Raw genomic sequence first — 22,789 nt, forward strand, 5'->3', positions numbered from 1 at the left:
TATTACATACCAGGTAATTTCCGGGCTCTTTTTTAATTGGATTGACCCGGGCTCATTACGAAGTCCAGCTGTTTGACAGAAATCACCTTCCCGCAATAAATTAATCCTGAATGAACAGTCGTCTCTTTTGGTAAGGGGAGCCCGGAGAAAAGAAAAACGATTTGCTGCACATCCAGGTGAAGGTACCGGGCTTCCTTTATTCAGGATACGGTCAAACTTTGAAATAAAATAGTTTTCCGGGTAAAGCGAAAGCCTGCTTCAGGATGATGTAAGATTGTATGGATCTTTAACAGCGGAAGAGGTCTTTCTCTGGTGCAGTTTAATTTTTGGAAGGGACCCGGCTTTGAGGTTGAACTTTTTGTCTGTTGAATTGGTGATACCTGAATGGGGGAACTTTCAGGATAGTATTTCTTCCCGTGGAAAAAATATGGTGCTGATCCGGGTTTTTCAGCACGTTGCATTACATGGTTGGAGCCACTTCTTTTATCACCTGGTGAATGAAGGGGACTTCATTTTTTATACGCGTTTAATTCCGGGAACCCGAGATGTAATAATTTCCTTCGCTTTGGAAAATGATTCATTTGATTCCGGTTTTATGAGTGGAGCTTTTTGTCTTTTTTCGTTTTGAACCGGATATACTTACCAGGTACCTTTTAATGCATATGGTGAGATAAACGATCGGCATTTTGATGGGTACCTGAGAAAATCTAAGTTGTTTGAAACTGAAACCTAAAAAGATGGTGGTATTTCCTTAGGTGTCATTTTTTAAACCTGCATACATGTGATGATACCTACCAGTTTCTGTTATGCTGGATAGATAATGGGATTTCGGGGATGCTGTTCAAAGGGGAATATGAATCCCCATATCGGATAATTGGAAATGTTTTATGCTACCCTTTTAATCGCTGTGTGAGATTATTTTGTGTTCCAAAAGGTGGAGTATTGATCCTTTGCCAGATGCTGTCCACATAGTACTTATAAGGTCCTTGTACCTGGTTGCCGGGACAATACAGTAATAGAAGCTGCAGAACGCCGTTAAAGGCCCTTATTAGGCTTATTTAGGGGCTTTAACATATGGGTTGGATCCTTATGAGGTAAACCGTCTGTTAAAGAGGAGAGAGGCCTGGAAAAGTCATAAATGTTTCTTCATCAGAAAGAATAAATTACAAGTGGGTGCTCTGTGTAATATAGGGAGAGCTGCAGGAACAGATGTATATTTTCAGGAGGACACAGTCAAAGAAAATAGACTGAAAGAGCATAAATAGCAGTGTTGAAATGTTGGTATCCATTCCTTCATATCTTCCTTTCAAGAACGCACGTACATTTTTGGGGATGAGTACCTGGCAGGGTGAGTGATCGGTATAAATACCCATGTAAGGAAAAGAAGGTGGTGATATAGGTTGATTTATACTTTCTGTCCGAATCTATTTTTCCAGGAAACAGGGTGGTCGATATTACTGCTCTTTTTTTGGGTGTAGGGATAGGGGAGATAAGCAGTATCCTATAATTACTTTGTATGTCTCATCCCATCGCAGGATAAATTCATCTCGTGTTACTGTTACCTCAAATCTCGTCATGGTTGTAAACGGTTAATTTGAAGGTGGGTTAGTGAGAAATGAGGGAATCCTCTGAGGTGAACCCGGTAATAAGGAAGCGTTTTCGGGAATAGTTAAATCCAATTCAGGAGTATTGATACTGATGCATTGGTACACCGATCATACGCCGGATATAAAGAGCAAATTCAACGGGGAAGTAGCCAATAACCTCGTAGCGTACAATCTCAACCTGGTATCCAATAAGTGCTTCAACTATGCAACATCTGGATACCTAACTGCGAAACCTTTCCAGGATTTTATGTAAATGTTCCACGTGGAACATTTCAGTTTATCGCCACAATGTGCCGTCTTCTCCGTAATTTTGCACTTTCTTAATTTATTTATGTTTCCATCATACGATATTATTGTGGTAGGCGCTGGCCATGCGGGGTGTGAAGCTGCCGCAGCTGCTGCCAATATGGGCTCCAAAGTTTTACTGGTGACCATGAACATGCAAACCATCGCTCAGATGAGTTGCAACCCTGCTATGGGGGGAATTGCCAAAGGACAAATAGTACGAGAAATAGATGCGCTCGGAGGATATTCCGGGATCGTAACGGATCAATCCATGATTCAGTTCCGGATGTTGAACCGTTCTAAAGGTCCGGCTATGTGGAGCCCTCGTACTCAAAACGACCGCATGCTCTTTGCCGCAAAATGGCGGGAAGCATTGGAGAAAACTCCCAACGTGGATTTCTACCAGGATATGGTAAAAGGCCTCCTGGTGAAAGACGGTCGCTGTTACGGGGTAGTAACCGGACTGGGACATGAAATTAAAGCGAAGGCGGTGGTACTGACAAACGGTACCTTCCTCAACGGTGTCATCCACATCGGAGATAAACAGTTTGGTGGTGGCCGCGTAGCGGAAAAAGCTGCGACCGGCATTACTGAACAACTGGTTTCCCTCGGTTTTGAAAGCGACCGGCTGAAAACAGGGACACCTCCCCGTATCGACGGCAGAAGCCTGGACTATTCCAAAATGGAAGAGCAACTGGGTGATGAAGACATTGTTGGCTTCTCCTTCCTGGACGTTGAAAAAATAAAACCAGCTCAACAAAGAAGTTGCTGGATCACTTATACCAGTGAAGCAGTACACGAAATGCTGCGTACCGGGTTTGACAGATCTCCGATGTTCCAGGGACGTATACAGGGAACAGGTCCCCGTTATTGCCCCAGCATTGAGGATAAGATTAACCGCTTCGCAGAAAGGGAAAGACACCAGCTGTTCGTTGAACCTGAAGGCTGGGACACCGTGGAAATATATGTGAACGGATTCTCTACCTCACTGCCGGAAGAGGTGCAAATGAAAGCACTCCGACTGGTACCCGGATTTGAAAATTGCCGGATGTTCCGCCCGGGATATGCCATTGAATATGACTTTTTCCCGCCTACACAATTGCAGTTTTCACTGGAGACCAAACAGGTACAGAACCTTTTCTTTGCCGGTCAGATCAATGGAACAACCGGTTACGAAGAGGCTGCCTGCCAGGGATTAATGGCCGGCATCAATGCTCATCTGAAAGCCACCGAGCAGGATCCGTTTATTCTGAAAAGAAGCGAAGCCTATATCGGAGTACTCATTGATGACCTCATCAACAAAGGCACGGAAGAACCTTACCGGATGTTTACCTCCAGAGCTGAATTCCGGACCCTGCTCAGACAGGATAATGCTGATCTGCGCCTGACAGAAAAAAGCTACAAATTGGGCCTCGCAAAAGAAGACCGCATGGCTAAAGTGCAGCAGAAAAAAGAACAGGTGGAACAAATTAAAACCATCCTGAAAGAACTGTCGGTTGAACCGGAAGAAATCGGTGCCCTGCTGGAATCAAAATCATCTGCCGCCCTTACCCAAAAACAAAGGGCTCACCAGATATTACTGCGTCCTAACCTGGATATCTTCTCCATGAAAAATGCAGTTCCTAAAATAGAACAGGCGCTTTCCGGATTCGGCAGGGAAGCACTGGAACAAGCAGAGATCCAGATTAAATACGATGTGTATATCGAAAAAGAAAATGAACTGGTGAAGAAGATGAGTCAACTCGAAGACCTCATTATCCCGGAGAACTTTGATTACACAAAACTGGTATCCCTGTCGGCCGAAGCAAAACAGAAGTTTACCAAGATACGTCCGCATACTTTAGGACAAGCCAGCAGGATCAGCGGCGTAAATCCGAGCGATGTACAAATCCTCATGGTATATATGGGACGATAAAAATCAAATGAAAAATAGAAAGGGAGTATCGGGGAGATACTCCCTTTTCTATTTTCAGGCTTCCTTATTTTAGAAAGCAGGTTCAAAAATATGCGCCATATGGCAGAAAAAATTTTGTAAAAAAACAGCTGGAAAAAATGATCCCCTGAAACGAAAAATCGCAGCAGGAAATTTTCGGTGAAAAGGGCACCGCTTTTTCTGATTGTTTTCATCACCTCTCAAAAATTCTTTCCCGGAAAAATCACTAACCCACCTTCAACTTTTTATCTCAAAAAAGGCGTTTTTTTGATAAAATGTCAAAAAAACGGCCTTCAGAAAGGGGGTAAAATTGGCAAAACGAGTGATGGTTAATACCATTTATTCAAAAGAGGATAAAATGTGTAAATGGGCTTAAAAAGGGCCAAAAAAGAGATTTGATGTTTTTTGAGAGAAAAGCAACCAATTTTGAAATGCTTTCGTATGCATAGAAACGTCAACCTTCTTTTTTTATGGAACGAACCCAAAAAATCGGGGAAAGATCGTTATAAGGTTTTTAGCTGAGACTGGTAACAATCATTTGTGGAAGACCTGAACCAAATTCATACAATCATATCCGGTTGCTGTGATAAAAATCGCAGCAGCCAGGAATTGCTATACCGTCACTTTTTTGGATATGCATTGAGCATTTGTTTGCGCTATGCTCCAAACAGAGAAGAAGCGATCGAAATTATGAATGATGGTTTTCTGAAAGTTTTTCAACGGATCTCTACTTTTGATAGCAGCCGCCCCTTTAAAGCGTGGTTAAGTAAAATCATGGTCAACACCGCCATCGATTTTCTACGCAGTAAAAAGAAGCTGGTATTTACGAACCAGATAGAACACCATCATGAGCCGGGAAAAGAAAATAATGTCGTGGAAAAACTGTCGTACGACGAATTACTGGTGCATGTGCAATCCCTGTCGCCCGCCTATCGTACTGTGTTTAATCTTTATGTCATGGAAGGATATCAGCATCATGAAATAGCAGTGCTGCTGGGCATTTCACAAGGCACTTCCAAATCAAATCTGTTCAAAGCAAAAAAAATCCTGCAGGAGAAAATTCTGATGGCCGCCGGTAAAGGTACCGGCAGCTTTACCACCGTTAATATGGTTGTGAATAAAAATGAAGGAAGAATTTGAAAATAGTATCCGTAAAAAGCTGAACGAAGCAGATCATCCTTTTGACCCACAGGCCTGGGAAAAAATGGAAGCGCTGCTGGATGCAGAAAAAGACCGCAAACCAGTATTCATCTGGTGGAGCGCTGCTGCATTGCTGTTACTACTATCAGGTATCTGGTGGCTAAAGCCCTATAACAGCCAGCCCGGTCAAACAAAACTGGTGGCAAAAGATACTTATCTCCCAGAGAATCATCTCCCCGAAAGCCATCTTCCCGGAAAAAAAGAAAAAATAAACAGTACGCCACCCCCAACGGTATCACAACCGGAAAAAATAGCTAAAACAGCGCTGAAAGCGGGTGCTAAATTATTCCGGGATACCGTTATTTCAGCGCAAGGGCAACTGTATCTGCCCGATACAATGCATAATAACTACAACGGCTACACGAAAAAAGAAAATGATAACGTTGAAGAATATACGAAAATAGATTCATCACATAAAAATGAAGATTATAAAACCGTATCAGTAGCCTATAAAGACAGTACTATGGCCCTTGTAAAGCCTAAAACAAAAAAATGGTACGCCGGAATTGTATTAGGTCCCGATCTGACCGTAGCCCCTTCGTTTAAGTATGGTAACATTGGTTTTAATGCAGGCATCGCGCTACATTATTATTTTAACAGGAACTTATTTATAACCACGGGTGTGATATACAGTAAAAAGATATATGGCGCCACCGCCCGCGACTATAGAACAGGTAATTACAATACACCCTATGGCATCCTGGAAAAGGTAAACGCCAACTGTGAAGTATTGGATATCCCTATCAATATGAATTATACTTTCCTGTCCCTGAAAAAGAATAAAATCAGCGCTACGCTGGGATTTTCGAACTATTTCATGTTAAAGGAAAAGTATCAGTACCTGTATGAATACGGTCCGCCTAAGGAAAGAACGATACAAAATGAAAACCGGCATTATCTCTCCATAATTAACGCCGGTATCCTCTATCAGCGCCCGGCTACCCGCGGGTTGCTCCTTGGTGTACAACCTTATGTCAAAATTCCGCTGAGTGGGGTGGGATATGGACAGGTTAAACTGTATTCCGCAGGAATGACCGTTCACCTGACCTTTACCGGCAGAAAGCCCTGACCGCGGTCAAAACAGCTGCTGCAGCCTGAAACAATCGGTATCTTCCTTTGTTATCCTGGTAGATGGCACGCCATTTTCTGCGTGTAATCCGTACCAAAAATTCATTTTTATGGCAAAACAACAAGATCCTAAAAAGAAGAAAAAGGAAGAAGAAGAGTTTCCAGGGTACCCGGAATATCCGGCCAGTGAAGATATTATGAACCGGGAAAACCGGACGAATGAAGTGGACCTGAATATAGACGACCTGACCGGTTCTTTCCGGCATAACAGCGAATTGCCACCAGAAAAAGGGAAAAGTCCCAGCCGCAGCGGAGAACAGGAAGAAACCTGGCGGCAGGACAAAACGGGAGACGACCTCGATGTACCCGGTGCTGAACTGGATGACGAAGAAGAAGCTATTGGAGAGGAAGATGAAGAAAACAACCTGTATAGCCTGGGAGGTGACCGTCATCGTGACCTGGAAGAGGATAACGGCGAGTTCCTGGAAGAAGAGGATGAGGACGATAAATACTAAATCACAATAAAGGGGTTAATAACCGGCATACCGAGTCCATGAATCTTTTTGCCAGATTTCGTTTATTCCAGCGGGTTTCCTGTACGGGTAAGGCATACAGCAGATCTTCGTCAAAAGCGCGGTCCAGTTTGGCGGCTACTTCTTTATCATACACCAATACACCAATCTCACAGTTCAGGTAAAAACTACGGGTATCAAAATTAACAGAGCTCACCCAGGCCAGGTTATCATCGATGACCATGGTTTTGGCGTGAATGAATCCCCGTGTGTAAAAAAAGACCTTCACACCCGCCGCCAGCAAAGGTTTCATATATGACAACGCTGCATGCTGCACAATAAAGGAATCACCTTTCAACGGCAGCATCAATTGTACGTCTTTTCCTGCCAGCGCCGCCATCTGCAGAGCGGTGGCCAGTTCTTCCGTGGGAACAAAATAAGGGTTGGTGATCCTTATCCGCCTTTTAGCTATGTTAATAGCCATCAGGATACAACCCATTGCCATTGGCCATTCGGAATCCGGACCGCTGGCCACAATGTCTGTAAAGCTGGTGCCGGAAAGCGGCGCAGAACGGCCAAAGAAAGGACTTTCAAACGGAAAGACTTCCTTGCTGCAGTAACGGTAACTCATCAGAAACTGTAGCTGTAGCAGGTTTACAGCATCGCCTTCAATTTTAAGGTGTGTATCGCGCCAGAAAAGATCATGTTTACCATTGTTGATGTAACGGTCATCCAGGTTGATACCTCCCACAAATCCCACCGTGCCATCTATCACAATGATTTTCCGGTGATTACGATAGTTGGCATTCATATACAAACCCATTAGCACCGGAGAGAAGGGATACACGCTGGCGCCGTTCTCTTTCAGTATTTTAGGAATATGTTTGATCTTGTCGCTGCCCATGTCGTCATACAGAAAACGCACCTGTACGCCCTGGTTTAGTTTTTCCACGAGTATCTGCGTTACCTCGTTGCCCACATCATCGGCCGTTATCATGTAATACTCTATATGGATATGATGTTTCGCGGCCCGCAAGGCGGCCATTACTTCCGGGAATTTTTCTTCTCCGTTGATCAGCAGTTTTACCCGGTTGTTTTTGGTGAGAATAGACTGCCGGGTATTCAGCAGCATAGCGGATAACTCCTGTTTATTGCCTACCAGGTGCCGCAATTCCAGCTGCATATGTTCTATTTCTGCCCTTTGGGATTGCCAGTATTTGGCAAACAACACTTCATCCCTGCTGCCTTTCAGGGTAAATCGCCGTCTCTTGCGAAGATCCCTGCCCAGGTAGTAGTATACCACCAGGCCTACTATCGGAATAAATATCAGCAACAGTATATAGGCCACCGCTTTGATGGGATTCCTGTTTTCCAGTAAGATGGTGAATACCACGCCGGCAAATGTCAATAGCAGCAACGTAGTGCTGGTTATTTTAACATAAGGATGCCAGTCGGAGCCGGTCAGATAATTGATAAGCGAATGCACGCTGTTGATACGGTTTAATAGGTTCGATAAGTAATAAACGCCGTGACTGCAAAAAAGGTTAAACAGCCGTGTTTGTACTATGAAGATACAAAACCGCCATCTATATTATTTTATCCGATTGTTACCGTATCCTGCCTTGTTTGGCAGAAGACTATGATTTACGCAAGTGGTTGCATAATTTAACGGACATATCCACGTCATATATGAAAATGATACTGATCAAAGGGCTGGCCGCCGGGCTATTATTATGCACCGGAAGCGTATACGCCCAAACGTTAGACCGATGGCAGATAGCCCCTGACGGCAGCATTGTCTGGAACGTTGCCGGTCATCTGCCACATACAGACCATATTGAAATGGCAGGCAAGAAAGTCGCGCTATGGCTGCAATACGGCGTAGACAGCAGCGGCGCCAGTACGGTCACCCGTACCATCGTTTTTCCTACCTACCGACTAATGCCCAACAAAACAGAAACGGCCCTGATGTACACCATTCAGGACAATATGCTGCCCCGTTTTTTCATCAACAACAAACTGTGGAAAGCGGATATCTATAATGGCGGTCCTACGAAGCCCTTGCCGGAAAAAGTACGCAGTATCCGGCATATGGGAGTAACCAGTATTCACAGTACATTGGGTAATGACCAACAAATAATACTGAAAAGAGCATTTTTTCCGTCAGATAACCTGCCGATGGCGCTGGAGCAGTTTGTATTCATCAATCAGGGTCAGCAGCCGGCGACCATCGAGATGGAATCCATGCAGCTGGAGCGCTCCCCGGCAGAGAGCCGCAGTGCCAACGGACCGCTTTATTTTTCCGCCAGGTCTATTGATGCCGGCAGGAGAGAAGTGGCCCCGGGGGATTCCGTTCGTTTTGTAATGGCTTATAGCGTGCGTCGTGGTACCGAGCAGCAGCCGGCAGTAAATGTTTCGAGGGAGCTGGCCGGCCGTCAGGCCCGCGTAGCGGGTATTTTGTCGCTGTTACGGCTGGAAACACCGGACACCTTGCTGAACACCGCTTTTGCCTTTGCAAAGATCAGGGCTACCGAGAGCATCTATCTCACTAAAGGCGGATACCTGCATGGTCCCGGCGGACTGCGTTATTATGCCGCTATTTGGGCCAATGACCAGGCAGAATATGTAAACCCCTTCTTTGCCTTTTTGGGCGACAGCATCGCGCTTAATTCCGCTATGAATGCCTATCGCTGGTTTGCTACCTATATGAACCCGGATTATAAGCCTATTCCCAGTTCTATCGTAGCCGAAGGAGATGGTATCTGGCATGGCGCCAAAGACCGGGGGGATATGGCGATGATCGCCTACGGCGCCAGCCGTTATGCACTGGCTGCCGGTAGCGCGGATTCCGCGCGGGTACTGTGGCCCCTGATAGAATGGAGCCTCGAATACCTGCGCCGCCAGGTAAATGAAAACGGGGTGGTCAACTCCAACAGCGATGAGCTGGAAGGCCGTTTCCCGGCGGGGAAAGCGAATCTTAATACCAGTGCATTGTACTACGATGCTTTGCGTTCGGCAGTGCTGCTGGCCAAACAGCTTCAGGTACCCGCCCGTGATTACGCGCAGCGGGCAGATGTGCTGAAGAAAAATATCAACCAGTTCTTTGGGGCTACTGTCGAGGGCTTCGATACCTATCGCTATTATGAAGAAAATAAAGTGTTGCGTGCCTGGATCGCTACGCCGCTTACAACAGGGCTCTTTGACCGCAAAGAAGGTACTATTGCTGCCTTATTTTCACCAAAACTATGGACGGAAGATGGACTGGCATCACAGTCGGGTGATCGTACCTTCTGGGACCGGTCTACTTTATATGCGTTACGGGGCGTATTTGCCGCCGGCGAAACAGCCAAGGCGATGGATAAACTGGAATACTATTCCCGTCGGCGTTTACTCGGGGAACATGTGCCTTACCCGGTAGAGGCTTATCCGGAAGGTAATCAGCGGCACTTGTCTGCTGAAAGCGGCCTTTATTGCCGCATTTTCACGGAAGGAATGTTTGGTATGCGGCCAACCGGTTTTAACAGTTTCGATTGTACACCCCGGCTGCCCGAAGGATGGGACCATATGGCACTACGGAATATCCATGCTTTCGGGAAAATATTCGATCTGGAAGTGAAAAGAAAAGATAAGGGGCGGTTAATCGTAAGTGCTAACGGAAAAGCATATACGATAAAAGAAGGGGAGACATTACCAGTTATATTAAAATAAAAAAAGCGGCCGGAAAATCTCCGGCCGCTTTTTTTATTATTCCGCTATCACTTCCAGTACGTTGCTGGTGAGTGGTTTTACTTTTCCGGGCGTAAGACTGATACCTACATTCATGAGGAAATCGCCGCTGTATACCTGGTTACTGAAAGCCGATTTTGTTCCGGGGAACAGGTTTACTTCACTCACCCGGTAATTCTTTTTCGGGTCGAGCCCTTGCAGTTTTACCAGCGGGAACACATCTACCCGGCGGGTATTCATGAGATAATGAAATACCACTGCTTTCTGTTTATCGGCGCTGGTATATTGAAATACGGCACGAGGGTTCCCGTATGGTGAAATGATACGATAAAGATCGCCGTACCACACAATATCACGTAAACGGTTATACGTAGTAACAGCATCATGACTGAATTGCAGTTCCTGGGGGGTAAAGTCATCTACTTTGATATCATAGCCCAGTTTTCCCATCATAGCCACATCGGTACGGAATTTCAGTGATTGTTTACCCATATTGGTAATATGGGCGGCCATGGTATTGGCCGGGAAGAAATGCGAGTACCCATATTGGATAAAGATTCTGTCCAGTGCATCGGTATTGTCGCTGGGCCAGAATTCTGTAAAGTATTTCATGGCACCGTAGTCTGTACGGCCGCCGCCGCCGGAACACAGCATAATAGGCAGGTGAGGATATTTGGCGCGCACTCTTTCCAGTACTTTATAAAGACTACGGGTATAATCGATGAAAAGATGCGATTGTTTTTGTTTCAGGTAGGGTGACCAGGTGTTGCTTAACATCCGGTTACAATCCCATTTAATATAGGCGATGCCTGGGTTTTCAGTCATCGTCTTATCTACAATATTAAAAACAAAATCCTGTACAGCAGGATTAATGAGGTCCAGCACCAGTTGGTTGCGGTAATAGTGTTCTGCACGATTGGGTAAGCGCAGTATCCAGTCGGGATGTTTGGAATAAAGTTCACTTTTGGGATTCACCATTTCCGGTTCCAGCCAGATACCGAATTTAACCCCTTGTTTCTCCGCTTCTTTTACGAGGTAACCTAGTCCGTGCGGGAGTTTTTCCTTGTTGGTCTCCCAATCGCCCAAACCGGCATTATCTCCGTTACGGGGGAATTTGTTGGCAAACCAGCCATCATCGAGGAGGAACAGATCTACACCGAGTTTGGCCGCGCCACCGAACAGGTTGGTGAGTTTGTTTTCATCGAAATTCATACCGGTAGCTTCCCAGTTGTTGAGTAAGGTAAGGCGGGGAGTATGTCCGTCAAGTATACCGTAGTTAAGCGCCCACTGCTGGAAGTTGCGGCTGGTTTGGCCTTTGCCGTGATCAGACCATGTGAAGATGAACGCCGGCGTGGTAAACACTTCGTTGGGTTGCAACGTATATTCGCTGGCGTAAGGATTGATACCGGCGCTTACATGCAGGGCATTTTTTTCATCTACCTCGAAACCAAAGCGGAAATTGCCGGTCCAGGCGAGGGTTCCGGCCAGTACTTCGCCATTGTTTTCGTCGGCCGCTTCATTGAGCGACAGCAGGAACATAGGGGATTGGTACATATTGGCACGGACGCCCAGTTTACTATCCAGTATTTTATTGCCTTTCGTCAGCTTTTCTTCCACCATGGTTGCTTCCTTGGCCCAGTCGCCGTGGAATTGGGTCAACCAGTATTTGGCGGCGTTGAAATGCAGCATGGAAGAAGCATATGCCGTTAGCTGTACCGGTTGTTTTTCGTTGTGTTTAATTTCCGACCACGCTTTGATAATATCCTGATCGTAGTAGGTTTCAAAATGCAGGATAACGGTTACCGGGTATACGGGGTCCTGGAGTGTAATATCAGTAGCGGAATTGATATCCATTTTCCGGGTCCGGGCTGATACATACTTTAGTTCCAGGGATGGGTTTCCATCGTTATGTACTATCCTGATGGCCGGGTCCAGCAAGCTTTCCAGGCCGGCGGTAACGTAGGCTTCCTGTGCGCCTTTTGCGGCGCTGTCTGCCCCGGATGGCGTGATGGTCCGACCGAAATATTGCTGTACCAGTCTGCCCTGTGTATTAACGCTGTATATCAGACTGATATTCCGGGTAGACAGGCGTATCTGCTGGCGTTGGGCCCATGCGCACTGGGAGAGCAGCAGCAGGCCAATGCAGAGTAATCTTTTCATGTGTTGTTGTTTAACGCGGAAGAATAAGCGTACAAAATACAAATATTGATAAAAGATGCTGATGATAATTTACCCGGAACCGGTTGTTTTGTGCAATAGTGAACAATCCTGTACGGATGTGAACATTAAAACGAATAAACGTTATTGGTTTTCAGTGTATTATGAGGTGGCATTTTTTTAGTGGTCCCGGAGGGACCACCATTTCCAAAACAGTATGATGATAAAGAACTATTTGCTGGTAGCCTGGCGGAACCTGGACAAACATCGTTTTTTTTCAACGGTGAATATCACCGGACTGTCCATCGGACTAGCTTTTGTGTTGTTGATTGGGGCCTATGCCTGGGGTGAATGGCAGGTGAATGCGCTTTTCAAAGACAATGACCGGATCATGCTGTTGAGGAGCAAGTGGTCTAATCCGGAAATGGGTTTTGAAGGCACCACGATAGGACCGCTGGCAAAGGCATTACAGGATAATTATCCTTCGCTGGTCAGCAGTATTTACCGCCACGATGCCATTACTTCCATTGTCAGCATAGGAGATAAACATTTCAGGGAACAGCTGCAACCGGGAGATTCCACATTTTTACAGGTGTTCAGTTTTCCGCTGCTGTATGGAGATGCCCGTACGGCGCTTCAACAGCCCAATGCCGTGGTGCTCACGGCCAACAAAGCCCGTCAGTTTTTCGGGAAAACGGATGTAGTGGGCAATACATTAAGTATTCAGTCCTTTGATGGAAAAAAGCAGGATTTTGAAATAACAGCGGTGATGCAGGACCCGCCATTTAACACGGTTTCAGGGTATACCAGGACCTCAAAAAATGAGATATTCCTGGCGCCCGGCAGCATTGCCTTTTTTGGCCGGCAAAGTCTTTTAGACAGCTGGCAATCTGTTTATACCGTGGGGTATGTAGTCGTGAAGCCGGGTGTTACTACAGCACAGCTGCAACAGGCCGCGGCTACTTTGTTAAAGACCCATACGCCGGCATCTGTTTATCAGCATCTCACCGTAGCGCCGATACCATTAGATCAATATTATCTGCAGATGAACAACGGTATTGCCCGTAAAATGATGCTGGTACTGCTATTGGTAGCAGGATTTATACTAATGATGGCAGTTATCAATTTTGTCAATATCTCTATGGGCAATTCATTGACCAGGATAAAAGAGATCGGTGTCAGAAAAGTCATGGGAGGCCGGAAACACCAATTGGTGTTGCAGTTTATAACCGAATCTGTATTGGTAGCAGCTTTTTCATTTATGGTAGCGCTGTTGTTCTTTGTGGTGTTGAGACCATTGTTTGGTCAGGTGTTGGAGAAAGATATTCCAGGATTAAACAGTTTTCCGGTTTGGTTTGCCTGTCTTCCGGTACCGGTGATTTTGTTTACAGGTCTGGTGGCGGGTATTTACCCGGCATTTGTACTATCTGCGCAACCTTCTGTGACCGCGTTAAAAGGTAAACTGCAACAGGTGAAAGAGAAGGTCATGCTTAGAAGAGGTTTGATCGTTGTGCAGTTTGTAACGGCGATTATTGTATTCACAGGTGCGGTGGTCATCAACCAGCAATTATCTTATTTTTTTAACAAGAACCTGGGATACGACAAGGATCATGTGATGAGTGTGCCGGTTCCGCGTGACTGGACGGCAACTGGTGTCAGACACCTGGAGTCCGTACGAAATGAATTTGCCGGTATGGGAGAAGTAACGGCCGTGAGTTATTCGTATGAAATTCCAAATGGGAACAATAGCGGTTCCAATATGATGTACCGGCCGCCGATGGATTCTTCCCAGGCCATTACAGCGGTGAACCTTGTTACCGATGAACAGTTCGCAGCAGCCTATGGTATTAAGATGGAAGCTGGCTCATTTTTCTACAAGAATAGCAGCAGTAATGAAGATTCTTCCCGTATTGTGCTGAATGCCTCGGCAGCGAAGGCGCTCGGGTGGAAGAGTGCGCAGGAAGCGATGGGACAGCCGGTGAAGTTGTATAATTATCCCAAAGTATTGTATGTAGCCGGTGTTACCCGGGATTTTCATTTCAGCAGTCTGCATACCCCTATTGCACCGATGTATATAACACATGCGCATGTGGTGCCTTTGTTCCGTTATCTCTCCTTCCGCCTGAAACCGGGGAATCCCAGCGCAGCTATTGCAGCCATACAAAAGAAATGGCAGGCATTGTTTCCGGATGCTCCCTTTGAATACCGCTTTATGGACGATACTATTGCGGCCTTGTATGCACAGGAACAACAGATGAAAAAGGCCGCGCACTGGGCTACAATTGTGTCTTTGCTGATAGTGTTGCTGGGGGTATTGGGTATTATTACCCTGAGTATGGCGAGAAGGAACAAGGAAATGGGTATCCGTAAAATATTAGGTGCTTCTCCCTGGCAAATTACCTGTTTGTTTGCGCAGGAATTTTCCGGTGTAATATTGATTGCCAACCTGGTCGCCTGGCCGGTTGCCTGGCTGATATTGCAGCATTGGCTGTCGGGCTATGCCTACAGGATAAATATGGGGCTGGAACCTTTTATAGTAGTAGCGCTGTCATTGCTGCTGCTGGTGTGCATCATTGTGCTGGGGATGACCCGTAAGCTGGCTGTCACCGCCCCGGTAAAAAGTTTGAGAACAGAATAATCCGTAGCTTCCGGTATCGCTTTAAAAGATACCTTATGACACCGCAGATTATCATTGTACTGGTGCTGACAGTAATTATCAACCTGGTAGTTACTTTATCTCTGGCGGTTAGAACCGTGGGGGTAACAACGGGTAGAATTGCCATTACTTTTTCCCTTTTTAACATACTGGTGTTGGTGTCCCGTACAGCCAATACTTTCCAGGCACCATTGCTCGCCAAGACCGTGGAGACGGAGTTGCGCCAGGGTGTAACAGGAAATGAATTTTTGTTCCGGCTGATTATTCTGTCCTGTACCATCGGGTCGGTGATAGGAGCGGTGTTAATTCCCTCTTTTCAGCGAATGTTGTCAAAAGCGGTGGAGCACTTCAGCGTACACCGGTCTGTTCCCCGTTTGTTTTATATGGGGCTTTCCGGTTCGGGTATGCAGTTTATCAAGGAGAACCTGAAGATGCCCAGCCGTAACAGTATTCTGGGGCTACATCCTGCAAAGGGATTTCCCCGGAAGATATTTGTGTACAACCTGGTGGCGACGGCTATTATGACCGTTAGTGTACTGTGTTGTGTTTATGCTGCTTATCTGAATCCGGATTATCGTACTACCGCCAGTAATTTATCTGGTGTCATCAATGGTGTGGCCACTTTGTTGATGGTGCTTTTTATAGATCCGCATTCTTCCATGCTGACCGATGACGTGGTATTGGGCAAAGTGAGTGCCAGTTATTTCAGGCAGTATATCACGTACATGGTGATAGCGCGGGTGGCAGGCACTTTGCTGGGGCAGGTATTACTGCTGCCAGGTGCTGCCGTAATATCCAGGCTGGCAGAACACGTGTAAAAAAAATTCTGTCCACGTTAAGAAGTAATTAACATTTCAAAGAAAAAAAATGTCTTTTTTTGAGACATGTTTTTTAACCCTGATCCATTATTTGTTATTGTTGGGTATCCTAACTCCGGCAAACGAAAGATGTTGCACGAGATTTTTGCCCGTAAGAATTTTTCTCCGCTGAAAGACCCGTTTACACCGGTGGTATTTCCCGGAAAGAAGTTTGTGGTGATTAACAAAACGAATCGCCGGTGCGCACCGGCGGCGTTATGTACGCACATCAGCCAGGTGATGCGTCGTCATTTATGTTCTTCCGCTGCTTTTATGCTGACGTTAAGCCTTATCCTGGACGGAGGCCCTCGGGATGCAACCAGTGTGATACAGTACCTGGAGTCAACCGGTTTCCGCGTGCATTACCTGGTATTGGCCAGCAGCTGGGCGGATAAACAAATCATCCGGGAGGAGGACCTGGAACAGTTACGGGCAATGATCCGGCGTGGGCATGTACATTATTTCGACCTGCTGGTAACACGGTCACCTTTGCGTTTTCAACAACGTACGGAGGCAGTGGTGGCATTGATCAGGGCAGTGCTGGCCGGGAGCCATCGGTAAGTATTTTACCGGTAAGCTGCTGTTGTTGCATGAATGCGATCCGGAAAGGTGAATGTTCCAGAGCAATGAGATCTTCGGTACTGCCGAGTACCTGGTCTATCAGCCCGAAAGCCTGTGCTTCCACGGCGTTCATAAAATGGTCGTTGTCAAAAGCGGCTTCAATTTCTTCTGTACGCCTGCCGGCATGTTGTGCAATCAGGTAAAATATCTGGCTTTGGAGGCGTTCCTGTTCGCGGTAGGCGATGCGTACATCTTCCGTGTAGCCTTTGGCGCCGCCGCCGGTAGGGTGCATATGCACCGTGGCATGGGGGAGTGCATATCGTTGGCCTTTGGCGCCGGCAGTAAGGATAACGGTGGCCATGCTGCCGGTGAAACCAACAGACATCGTAGAGACGGGCGACTTCAGCATTTTCATGGTATCGTAGATAGCGAGACCGGCATATACTACACCGCCGGGGCTGTTGATATACATATTGATAGGCTGATGGCCCATACTGTCCAGGTACAGCAGTTGAGCCACGATGAGGTTGGCCACCTGGTCGTCGATAGCAGTACCGAGGAAGATGATGCGCTCCTTCAGGAGCAGGCTGTAAATGTCAAAGGCATTGCGCCCATCGCCGTCGATGACGGTAGGAATCATAAAAGCCATATGTGAAAAGATTATTGGAAGATGGACGTAATTTGTTGATGGTATGTTTCGTCTGTCATCAGCTGTTGATACAGGTTGTCGAGTTGTTGCCTGCGGTGGCGGCGGCCCAGCCAGCGAATGAGCTGTATTATTTTCTGCTGATAACTGATTTGTTCAGCTAAAACGGGCGAGGTAAGCGCCCTGGCTTCAAATACCCGTTGACCGGCAGTGTCCAGCTGTTGTTCCAGGTATTGTTCTATGTCCCTGATGTCAGATAGCTGCTTCCTCATGTGATGTTTGTTTTACCTGTTCCCGGATTTTTTCGAGGCACTTGTATTTTTGTACCGTAGCCACATGTTGTGTTTTGTATTGCAGGTGTCGGGCTATCTCGGTCATGGATCGTTTTTCGTAATAAAACGCCTGTAATAGTTGCAGACATTTTTTGCCGGCGTTTCTGAGCCAGCTGATGACAGGCTGTGTTACCGGTGGCGGATCATAGAAATCGGCAGGAATGCTATAGTCATCTTCCTGCGAATGAATGGCTACATATTGCCGGTCATCTTTCAGCCTGCGGAGGCATAATATCCGGGCAATACCAAGGATATATGCCTGATCAGAACCGATGGCGACCGTGTTTTGTTGTTTTTTCTCCAGGTAGATGATCACCGCATCATGAAAAACATCTTTCGCCGTATCCAGGTCGCCTCCCATACGGTGCACCATCCTCGCCACTTTAGGCAGGGTATCCCGGTATACGGCCTCGAAAATGGGATCGTTATGCATGGTCATACTGTTTTCGTTTATAGAGTAGTGTCGAAAACCAGGAAAATATCACCCGGGAAATTAACAAAAAGCAGCAATGATTTGGCGAAGAACCTGTAAGTTGCACTAAGTTGTTGTTAACGAATGAACCATATATGAAGTACCTGTTTATATTGATATGTAGCCTGACTGTACAATTTGCCCTGGGCCAGGCCGGCAGGAGTAGTAGCACAGCACCACAACGGAAACTGCGCCAGGCAGTACCTGACAGCCATGCCACGTCAGTGGCAGTAGAGCCTGGCACTGACGATCAGTGGGTAGGTACGTGGAAACAGGCATACAAACCGTGGCCTCATATTCCGGCGGTAAACATGCAGCTGCAGATCGGCAGGCCCCGGCAGCACATGTTGTATCCCGCGCTATTGTCGCTGGATTATGGTGAATATCACGGCTCCTGGTATCTGTTGCTGGTACGTAAAAATGACCGGCAGCTGGGCATCGGAAGAGGTAAATATCCTATTCAGGAAACGCCGTTTAAACTGGGTATCTGGCTGATGTACCTTAATGGCACGTTCAACTATTCGCGTAAAGGCAACGAAGCGCCCACTATGGAAATACAACGTATGTGGATAAAGGACTTAGGTATTTTTATGAAAGGCCTCTATGATGATGACGAGATTTTCGTCAGCACGAAAGTGACGCTGCGCGACATGCTGTATAGTAATCCCATTCAACTGAAAAGAACCAGCAGTCAGCCATGGACCGGCGTGGAAGCCCAGCGGATCATCTCCCCCGAAAGAGATTCCATTTACCTCGGATTATACGATCGTATAGACGTTAGCGATAGTACCGCACAACTCACTATTGTAGATGAAGATCAGCTGGATAAAGACACTGTGACACTGGTACATAACGGCAGAACGTTGTTACATTCCCGGGAAATCAACGAAAAGACTTACTCGCAGCAGATCCGGCTGGATACCGGTATGAACCTGCTGGCGCTTTTTGCAGACAATTATGGCCGCCTGCCGCCTAATACCGGCGATATGCGTATCGCCATAGACGGTAAAAAGTACAGTTTCGATTTTAGCGACCGTTCCAATGCCTATGCTACCTTCCTGGTGGCGCAGTTGTACCGGAGGCCAATGCCCGAAAAGGAGGCGAAAGGGCCTATACCCGGCGCGGCAGTACCGCGGGCAGACACCGCCGCACTTACCCGTACCGTCATTAGCCGGAAGGATGACTGGGTGACCACCATCAAAGTAAAACAGAAAGAAATTACCCTGGAGTTATGGGATGCCCAAACAGAAGACGGGGATAGTATTTCACTCCGTCTGAATGAAAAATGGATTGTGACGGGGTTCCCTGTTAAAAAACAAATTCAGGAGCTGAAAATAACGCTGCAACCGGGTGAAAACAGGCTGCAGTTTATGGCGGATAACTTGGGCCGGATTCCGCCGAATACGGCCGCATTGCGCCTCTTATTCGACAAAATAAGCCGGCGGGTGGATATCAGCACAGACATGAAACGGAACAATATGATCCGGATCATCTATGAGGAATAGCGCTATTACCAGCCTTTTTTGTTGGAACCGGTTTCAATACAATGGATGGTGTTTCGGGTAAAGGGTTCATTAAACTTTTCAAGGTATACTTCATACCCGATAAAGCCGATGCTGTCTGCTTCCAGGTCCATAGTGGCGAGCGCCGGATTGCTGTCGATGCCGTTGTAATAGGCTTCTCCCATTCCTACAATGAAACAGCGGCAATAGAGAAAATCGTCGTCTGCGCCATCGGTGTACCGTTGAAGCTCTTGTCTGTCAAGATGATACAATTTTTCTTCCATGGTAAGCAGGAAAGAGGTCAGCGCCGGTTTGTCCAGTGTTTGTAATACCTGGCGAAGGTTTTCGCCGATGATGTCGGTCAGTTCGTAACTAAGGGATTCAAGAAGGTAGGGATCGTTGGTCCTTAAAGCCAGCCGGCGGGCTGCATTGAGTTCGGGGTGGGCGGTCCAGGCAGCTTCTATGATCTGCCAGAAATGGATGTCATTCATAATTAATGAGATAAACGGTGAAAAAGAAATTTTCTCGCTGATAAATCAAAGGTAGGGGCGGGCTACGCACCGGATATGCGTAATCATGCGTGCAGAATGGCTACTGTGGCTGGTTTGCAGTGTCTGTAAATTTAACCCGCAGGAGTTGTAAATTACAATACCTATCCACCATGAAATCTTATTTTGCATGACAGCACGTTTCTATCAAAACGTATATATATTCCTGTTAGTAACAGGCATCATACTGCTGGTGTTTGCCTTTCTTATCTATCGCCGCACGTTTATACCGATACTCATTCCCATTGGTATTATCGTGGTGACGGGGTTGATTGCTTTTGTACTGATGCGCAATCACTATAACCGGGTGTATGGTATCAGGGGATTCTTTTATGCCTTGTCGAACAGTCTGCTGGCCTATGGAGGAATAGCGTGTTTCCTGTTTTTACTGATCAACTATTACGGCGCCAGCATGGTAGACGAGGGGAGGGTGATACCGGTAAAACGGAAACACCTGTTTGTAGATAGTACCGGTCGCATTACGTCCATGGAGAAACCATCGGTGATCATCCATTACCAGGGTGTGGATAAACAGCTACTGTTCGATTTTTCCCGTTATCCGCAGGTAATACAGGCCGAGTATGTGGTGATTGATTTTAGCAGGGGCTATTTCGGATATGATATTCTGCATTCGTATGATGTGGTGGAGCGGTTACCGGAGCCCGCTGAATAACTTCCGGGCATAAAAACGAACTTATTTTTTTGCCTCTACTACCGCCAGATTGTTGACGAGCCGCCATTCGTTATCTGTATCCAGCACGAGCGAATTGTAGGAAACTATACTTATCAGGGGTAAAAAAGAGGTCATCAGTCCGATGCCCTGACACCACCTGATTTATCTTTCGTTATCTTATCCCAGGCTTCCCTGGTAAGCGTTATCAATTGGTCGCTTATGCAGTCCCATATGGAATAATAGTTTTTAGAAATAACAATGTGTTGTTTCCAACGTGCAAACTTTTCGTACAACATCAATGTGCAAATATCAGTAGGGGTAATAAAATCGCCTGTTTCAGCGAGATGGGTATGCATTGTAACTTTCCCGTCCTCATTTGAATAACTAATAGGGATGATGTTTTTATGCAGGGTTTTCTTTTCTGTTACATTTCCCTGTTCATCGAAGCTGATGAGGTAATCATTACCAATGATGACCATACCATTTACCTTCGGGCCGGTTAGTACATATGCTTTTTTTTCATCGTTGCTAATGAGCGGTATTATGTTCAGATTAGTATTGTTATATGTTTTAAAAATAGTGTCTGACATTATCATTGCCAATGCTTTTTTACGGATGGTCAGCAGCTCTTGTTCATAGGCCGTTAGTGGCCGGTCAAAGAAGTCTTTTTTGGCGGATCTGGTATCATAGGTGCTGTCAAACGTAATAGTGGCGATGACGATGGGGGTATCGCCTTTACTGTAAAAGATACAGGTAGCGCTGCTGTCGCTGGAATAGGAGAGGTAACCACCGCCCTTACCTGGGGCGATATATGTATCCCTGAAAATATCTGTTCCATACCAGGAGGCCATCTCCGAACGATATAGTCTTCGTCCCTCTGCTTCGATAGTGGCTGTTTTACTGCGGATGTCCTGAGAGAAGGCTGTGTAAACCACTGCCAGGAATGGCAGCAGCAATAAGAATCTTTTCATGTATAGGTTAGATGAAATCTCATCCAATATAACGCTTTTCGTCTGTTATCTTTCCGGATTCGGGATACTTTCCTTTTTGTACCGAGTAAAATAATAGAGATTACTACGACAGTTCCGGACATAAAAAAAGGTCATCAATCTGATGACCTTTTTCTGTGGTGTGGGGCGGGATCGAACCGCCGACACAAGGATTTTCAGTCCTTTGCTCTACCGACTGAGCTACCGCACCATGTCTTTTTTTGTGTGTCCCTCTCGTGAAGGGATTGCAAAAGTAAGACAAAAATTATAATTGCAAAATTTTTCTTCAGAAATTTATAAAAAAACTTTTTCCTGCACGATACCACTCCACAGTTGAGCGCGCCAAAACAGCGACTGGCTGGCGTATTCAGCGGCTTCTTCCCATTTCTGCGCATCGTTGCCACAGAGTTCCTGTACCATTTGCATGGCTAGTTGACTGTGATGATCACCATCTACTTCGATATGTCTTTCCAGGTAATAGATGAAAGTATCCAGCTTTCCCGGGAACTTACGGTCCAGGTCTTTTACCAGGGCGTGGAACATATCGGGGATCAGGTCTTCGCGGCCAAAAGTGAAAACGGCGGCCAGGATGTGCGGCTTACCGGTAGCGATCACATCAAAGGTAAAGCCGAGAAAGCCCTTTACAGCCTCAGGAAGCTCCGAATCGGATAAAATGGTACGTATAGGCGTGCCGGCAGTTGCGGCGGCAATAAGCGCTTTTATTTTGCCTGTATTGGCGCCTGCCTGTTCCATAGCCCTTTCATACAGCTCAAAATGGCTGCAACGATGGCCGTTCATGTCTACATCACTTTCCTCGCCGGTAACGATTTCGTTGATCAGGTAGCGGGTAGCGGCATTCCCGGTAGGTACCCAGGGTACCTGTACACAGGTAAGCTGCTGCTGCAAACCTTTCAGCAACGACATAAAATCCCACACGGCATACACATGGTATTCCATGAAAAGACGGATATCGTCAAGGGTTTCGAGGGAAGCGTATAAAGAATGGGAAACAACTTTTTCCCTGTTAATGGCAATGGTTTCCTGTATGGTCCCGATATTCATACT

The 22,789-nt window shown here is 46.4% G+C and carries 18 protein-coding genes and 1 tRNA gene; 10 read left to right on the forward strand and 9 right to left on the reverse strand.

The features are described from left to right. The first annotated feature begins 1,938 nt into the window (after positions 1-1,938). The 4 genes from mnmG to ICL07_RS14895 all read left to right on the forward strand — a co-directional run bounded on the left by mnmG (position 1,939) and on the right by ICL07_RS14895 (position 6,608). Positions 1,939-3,807 carry a tRNA uridine-5-carboxymethylaminomethyl(34) synthesis enzyme MnmG gene (gene mnmG / locus ICL07_RS14880; RefSeq protein ID WP_188088679.1) on the forward strand — a complete coding sequence of 623 codons (1,869 nt, stop codon included), beginning with the start codon at positions 1,939-1,941 and terminating at the stop codon, positions 3,805-3,807. Positions 3,808-4,365: 558 nt separating this feature from the next. Then, on the forward strand, positions 4,366-4,965 hold the full coding sequence (locus ICL07_RS14885) for a sigma-70 family RNA polymerase sigma factor (protein WP_188088680.1): 600 nt from the start codon (positions 4,366-4,368) through the stop codon (positions 4,963-4,965). After that, positions 4,949-6,094: a porin family protein gene (locus ICL07_RS14890; protein ID WP_188088681.1), complete on the forward strand. Its 1,146-nt coding sequence runs from the start codon at positions 4,949-4,951 to the stop codon at positions 6,092-6,094. Before ICL07_RS14885 ends, ICL07_RS14890 begins: the two co-directional genes overlap by 17 nt. A 109-nt stretch (positions 6,095-6,203) precedes the next feature. Further along, entirely contained in the window at positions 6,204-6,608 is a 405-nt protein-coding gene (locus ICL07_RS14895; protein ID WP_188088682.1) for a hypothetical protein, read from the forward strand. Position 6,609: 1 nt separating this feature from the next. Here the strand turns inward: ICL07_RS14895 and cls are convergent, their stop codons facing one another. Then, positions 6,610-8,091, reverse strand: a complete 1,482-nt coding sequence (cls, locus tag ICL07_RS14900; RefSeq protein WP_188088683.1) for a cardiolipin synthase — start codon at positions 8,089-8,091, stop codon at positions 6,610-6,612. A gap of 203 nt (positions 8,092-8,294) precedes the next feature. Between cls and ICL07_RS14905 the strand changes: the two genes are divergently transcribed. After that, positions 8,295-10,313 carry a glucosidase family protein gene (locus ICL07_RS14905; protein ID WP_188088684.1) on the forward strand — a complete coding sequence of 673 codons (2,019 nt, stop codon included), beginning with the start codon at positions 8,295-8,297 and terminating at the stop codon, positions 10,311-10,313. Positions 10,314-10,349: 36 nt separating this feature from the next. On the opposite strand, the gene ICL07_RS14910 is transcribed toward ICL07_RS14905, so the two are convergent. Continuing rightward, the gene (locus ICL07_RS14910) at positions 10,350-12,491 is read right to left on the reverse strand and encodes an alpha-galactosidase (RefSeq protein ID WP_188088685.1); all 2,142 of its coding nucleotides are present in this window, start codon (positions 12,489-12,491) and stop codon (positions 10,350-10,352) included. Positions 12,492-12,705: 214 nt separating this feature from the next. On the opposite strand from ICL07_RS14910, the gene ICL07_RS14915 reads away from it, so the two are divergent. The 3 genes from ICL07_RS14915 (at position 12,706) to ICL07_RS14925 (ending at position 16,562) form a co-directional block, all read left to right on the forward strand. Beyond that, the gene (locus ICL07_RS14915; RefSeq protein WP_188088686.1) at positions 12,706-15,126 is read left to right on the forward strand and encodes an ABC transporter permease; all 2,421 of its coding nucleotides are present in this window, start codon (positions 12,706-12,708) and stop codon (positions 15,124-15,126) included. 35 nt (positions 15,127-15,161) lie between these two features. After that, positions 15,162-15,962, forward strand: a complete 801-nt coding sequence (locus tag ICL07_RS14920) for a lipid II flippase Amj family protein (RefSeq protein WP_188088687.1) — start codon at positions 15,162-15,164, stop codon at positions 15,960-15,962. A 129-nt stretch (positions 15,963-16,091) separates the two neighbouring features. Then, positions 16,092-16,562, forward strand: coding sequence for a hypothetical protein (locus ICL07_RS14925; RefSeq protein WP_188088688.1), 471 nt, complete (start codon positions 16,092-16,094; stop codon positions 16,560-16,562). Here the strand turns inward: ICL07_RS14925 and ICL07_RS14930 are convergent. Genes ICL07_RS14930 through ICL07_RS14940 form a run of 3 tightly spaced genes read right to left on the reverse strand, consistent with a single transcriptional unit; the run spans position 16,531 to position 17,979 of the window. Then, the gene (locus tag ICL07_RS14930; protein ID WP_188088689.1) at positions 16,531-17,211 is read right to left on the reverse strand and encodes a ClpP family protease; all 681 of its coding nucleotides are present in this window, start codon (positions 17,209-17,211) and stop codon (positions 16,531-16,533) included. The two genes, ICL07_RS14925 and ICL07_RS14930, sit on opposite strands and share 32 nt — an antisense overlap. Before the next feature lie 11 nt (positions 17,212-17,222). Continuing rightward, entirely contained in the window at positions 17,223-17,480 is a 258-nt protein-coding gene (locus ICL07_RS14935; RefSeq protein WP_188088690.1) for a hypothetical protein, read from the reverse strand. Further along, positions 17,461-17,979: an RNA polymerase sigma factor gene (locus ICL07_RS14940; protein WP_188088691.1), complete on the reverse strand. Its 519-nt coding sequence runs from the start codon at positions 17,977-17,979 to the stop codon at positions 17,461-17,463. The genes ICL07_RS14935 and ICL07_RS14940 overlap by 20 nt, the downstream gene beginning before the upstream one ends. 128 nt (positions 17,980-18,107) lie before the next feature. Between ICL07_RS14940 and ICL07_RS14945 the strand changes: the two genes are divergently transcribed. After that, positions 18,108-19,517 (forward strand): hypothetical protein, encoded by a 1,410-nt coding sequence (locus tag ICL07_RS14945; protein ID WP_188088692.1) that lies wholly within the window; start codon positions 18,108-18,110, stop codon positions 19,515-19,517. Between the two features lie 5 nt (positions 19,518-19,522). Here the strand turns inward: ICL07_RS14945 and ICL07_RS14950 are convergent, their stop codons facing one another. After that, positions 19,523-20,005 carry a DUF4240 domain-containing protein gene (locus tag ICL07_RS14950; RefSeq protein WP_188088693.1) on the reverse strand — a complete coding sequence of 161 codons (483 nt, stop codon included), beginning with the start codon at positions 20,003-20,005 and terminating at the stop codon, positions 19,523-19,525. Between the two features lie 187 nt (positions 20,006-20,192). Between ICL07_RS14950 and ICL07_RS14955 the strand changes: the two genes are divergently transcribed. Continuing rightward, on the forward strand, positions 20,193-20,735 hold the full coding sequence (locus ICL07_RS14955; RefSeq protein ID WP_188088694.1) for a hypothetical protein: 543 nt from the start codon (positions 20,193-20,195) through the stop codon (positions 20,733-20,735). A gap of 134 nt (positions 20,736-20,869) precedes the next feature. On the opposite strand, the gene ICL07_RS14960 is transcribed toward ICL07_RS14955, so the two are convergent. The 3 genes from ICL07_RS14960 to ICL07_RS14970 all read right to left on the reverse strand — a co-directional run bounded on the left by ICL07_RS14960 (position 20,870) and on the right by ICL07_RS14970 (position 22,786). Continuing rightward, the gene (locus ICL07_RS14960; protein ID WP_188088695.1) at positions 20,870-21,706 is read right to left on the reverse strand and encodes a hypothetical protein; all 837 of its coding nucleotides are present in this window, start codon (positions 21,704-21,706) and stop codon (positions 20,870-20,872) included. A 156-nt stretch (positions 21,707-21,862) separates the two neighbouring features. Next, positions 21,863-21,935, reverse strand: a tRNA-Phe gene (locus ICL07_RS14965). 83 nt (positions 21,936-22,018) lie between these two features. Then, positions 22,019-22,786 carry a DUF3050 domain-containing protein gene (locus tag ICL07_RS14970; protein WP_188088696.1) on the reverse strand — a complete coding sequence of 256 codons (768 nt, stop codon included), beginning with the start codon at positions 22,784-22,786 and terminating at the stop codon, positions 22,019-22,021. Positions 22,787-22,789 lie beyond the last annotated feature (3 nt).

Origin of the sequence: Chitinophaga qingshengii, from assembly GCF_014529935.1 — a bacterium.
GTDB lineage: Bacteria > Bacteroidota > Bacteroidia > Chitinophagales > Chitinophagaceae > Chitinophaga > Chitinophaga qingshengii.